The 2,536-nt window shown below is 66.6% G+C and carries 3 protein-coding genes; all 3 read left to right on the top strand.

The window, feature by feature from the left end; genetic code table 11:
* The first annotated feature begins 85 nt into the window (after positions 1 to 85).
* Genes EAT49_RS21760 through tnpC form a run of 3 tightly spaced genes read left to right on the top strand, consistent with a single transcriptional unit; the run spans position 86 to position 2,506 of the window.
* The gene (locus EAT49_RS21760; RefSeq protein WP_281274753.1) at positions 86 to 499 is read left to right on the top strand and encodes a transposase; all 414 of its coding nucleotides are present in this window, start codon (positions 86 to 88) and stop codon (positions 497 to 499) included.
* Positions 499 to 849 carry an IS66 family insertion sequence element accessory protein TnpB gene (gene tnpB / locus EAT49_RS20920; RefSeq protein WP_123644214.1) on the top strand — a complete coding sequence of 117 codons (351 nt, stop codon included), beginning with the start codon at positions 499 to 501 and terminating at the stop codon, positions 847 to 849. Before EAT49_RS21760 ends, tnpB begins: the two co-directional genes overlap by 1 nt.
* Before the next feature lie 55 nt (positions 850 to 904).
* A complete protein-coding gene (gene tnpC, locus EAT49_RS20915) occupies positions 905 to 2,506 on the top strand; it encodes an IS66 family transposase (RefSeq protein WP_123644213.1) in 1,602 nt (533 codons plus the stop codon).
* The last annotated feature ends 30 nt before the right edge of the window (positions 2,507 to 2,536 follow it).

Here is a 2,536-nt window from a genome sequence, read left to right as displayed (position 1 = left end):
GTAAGCGGCGGCTGAGCCCCACCTTCTGGCTGAGCTGACGAGTTGCGAAGGCATCCCTGTAATGAGGCAGGGAGTGCGTTTCGCAATGTGTGCTACGAATGCGTTTCTCAGATCGCTGGGCGTAGAGATCCACGCGTCAGGTCATCGGCGCTGGCCAGACGAGGTGAAGGCGCAGGCCGTGGCCGAGACCCTGCGAGCGGGGGCCACGGTGAAGGATGTTGCCGTGCGGTTCGGAGTTCAGCCCAACCAGCTGTCTGCGTGGCGGCGGCTCGCAAAGAACGGAGATCTGGTTCTGCCGGCGCTGGAGGACGATGCGCTCGAGGCCGTCTTCACGCAGCTGGTCGTGCGCGACGCGGAGCCGCTGGGGATCGAGGTTGGCGAACCCAAGGCTTGGTCCGAGCTTCGGATCGTCGTCGGCGAGGTGTCAATCCAGCTCGATGCCGATACGTCGGCGGCGCGCATCGCCGACATCGTCCGCGCGCTCGGGGCGGCCTCGTGATGCTGCCGTCGCACGGGATGCGCATCCTGGTGGCGACGCGGCCGGTGGACTTCCGCAAGGGGCATGACGGGCTGGCGGCGCTGGTGCAGTCGGCTCTGAAGGAGGACCCGTTCGCCGGCACGGTGTTCGTTTTCCGAGCCAAGCGAGCGGACAGGCTGAAGATCCTGTTCTGGGACGGGACCGGGCTCGTGATGGCCTACAAGCGCCTGGAGGAGACGACCTTCGCGTGGCCGACCATCCGAGACGGCGTGATGACGCTGAACAGGGCGCAGTATGAGGCCCTGTTTTCCGGGCTGGACTGGCGCAAGGTCCGGGCGCTGGAAGCCAGAAAACCGGCTGCGGCGGAATGACTCTGCTCCATCGAAATGGTATGCTATTCCAGCTGGTTCGGAGTATCTTGGGGGCATGCCTGCCGCCGCCAAAATTGACCTGTCGAGCCTGCCCGAGGACCAGCGCGATGTCGTAGCCGACTTCCTGCGCGAGCATGCGGACCTGCTGGCTGCGAACGCGGTCCTGAAGGCGGAAACCACCGACCTGAGGCAGATCGTCCAGCGGCTCGAGCACCTCGTCGCCGAACTGAACCATGTCGTGCACGGCAAGAAGTCCGAAAAGCTCGACGAGGACGACCGGCAGCTCGCTTTCGAGGATCTGGAGGCGGCGGTGGCCGAGGTCGAGACGCAGCACGACGAGCGCGCTTCCTCGGATGAGGTGCCGCGCCGCAAGGTCACGCCGGCGCAGCGCAACCGCGGCAATCTGCCGGCGGACCTGCCTCGTATCGAGCAGATCATCGAACCTGACAGCCTCGAATGCCCGTGCGGCTGCGGACGGATGCACCGGATCGGCGAGGATCGGGCGGAGCGTCTCGACATCGTGCCCGCGCAGCTGCGCGTCCTCGCCACCATCCGTCCCAAGTATGCCTGCCGGGTCTGCACCGACGGTGTCACGCAAGCGCCCGCGCCGGCGGCTCTCATCGAAGGCGGCCTGCCCACCGAGGGCGCCATCGCCCACGTGCTGGTCAGCAAGTATGCCGACCATCTTCCCCTATATCGCCAGAGCCAGATCCTCGCTCGGTCGGGTGTCAGCATCCACCGCAGCACGCTGGCGGACTGGGTGGGTGTCGCCGGCTTCCACCTGCGGCCCGTCGTCGACCGGCTGGCCGAGCATCTGAAGTCCTCGGGCAAGCTGTTCATGGATGAGACCACGGCGCCGGTGCTGGACCCGGGCCGGGGCAGGACCAAGACCAGCTACCTCTGGGCCCTCGCACGCGATGATCGCGCCTGGGGCGGCGCTGATCCGCCGGGCGTGGTCTTCTTCTACGCGCCCGACCGCGGCGGGCAGAATGCCGAGAGGTTCCTGCGCGGCTTCGATGGCACGCTGCAACTCGATGGCTATACCGGCTACAATCGTCTCACGCGTCCCTCCCGCAAGGGCGGTGATCCGATCCGCGTGGCGCACTGCTGGGCGCACGCACGGCGCAAGCTGAAGGAAGTGTTCGACCGCGACGGCTCGGAGATCGCCGCCGAAGGCCTGCGGCGCATCGCCGAGGTCTATGCCGTGGAGGCCGACATCCGCGGCAGTGCGCCGGACCAACGGCTGTCGGCCCGGCAGGCACGAACCGCCCCCCTGGTCGCCGCGTTCGGAGATTGGCTCCAGGCGCAACGACTGCGCGTCTCGCCAAAGTCCCGCCTCGGAGAAAAGCTCGCCTACATCCACCGTCATTGGGAGGGGCTCCAGACCTTCCTCCACGACGGCCGCGTCGAGATCGACTCCAACAGCGTCGAAAACCTGATCAGGCCGATCGCCCTAAACCGGAAGAACGCGCTCTTCGCCGGTCATGATGAGGGCGGCAAGGCTTGGGGCCGTATCGCGTCGCTGGTCGAAACGGCGAAGATCAACGGCATCGAGCCCTTCGCGTATCTCAAGGCCACGCTCGAAGCGATCGCCAACGGTCACCCTCAGTCCGCCATCGACGATCTGCTGCCCTGGAACTTCAAGCCGTCAAGCTGAAACGCCTCGTGGGCAGCAGACGCCGCTTAC

Origin of the sequence: Histidinibacterium lentulum, assembly GCF_003789055.1 — a bacterium.
GTDB classification, from domain to species: Bacteria; Pseudomonadota; Alphaproteobacteria; order Rhodobacterales; family Rhodobacteraceae; genus Oceanicola; species Oceanicola lentulus.
The sequence above is the reverse complement of the archived record's forward strand: the minus strand, read 5'-3'. Positions and strand labels throughout refer to the sequence as shown.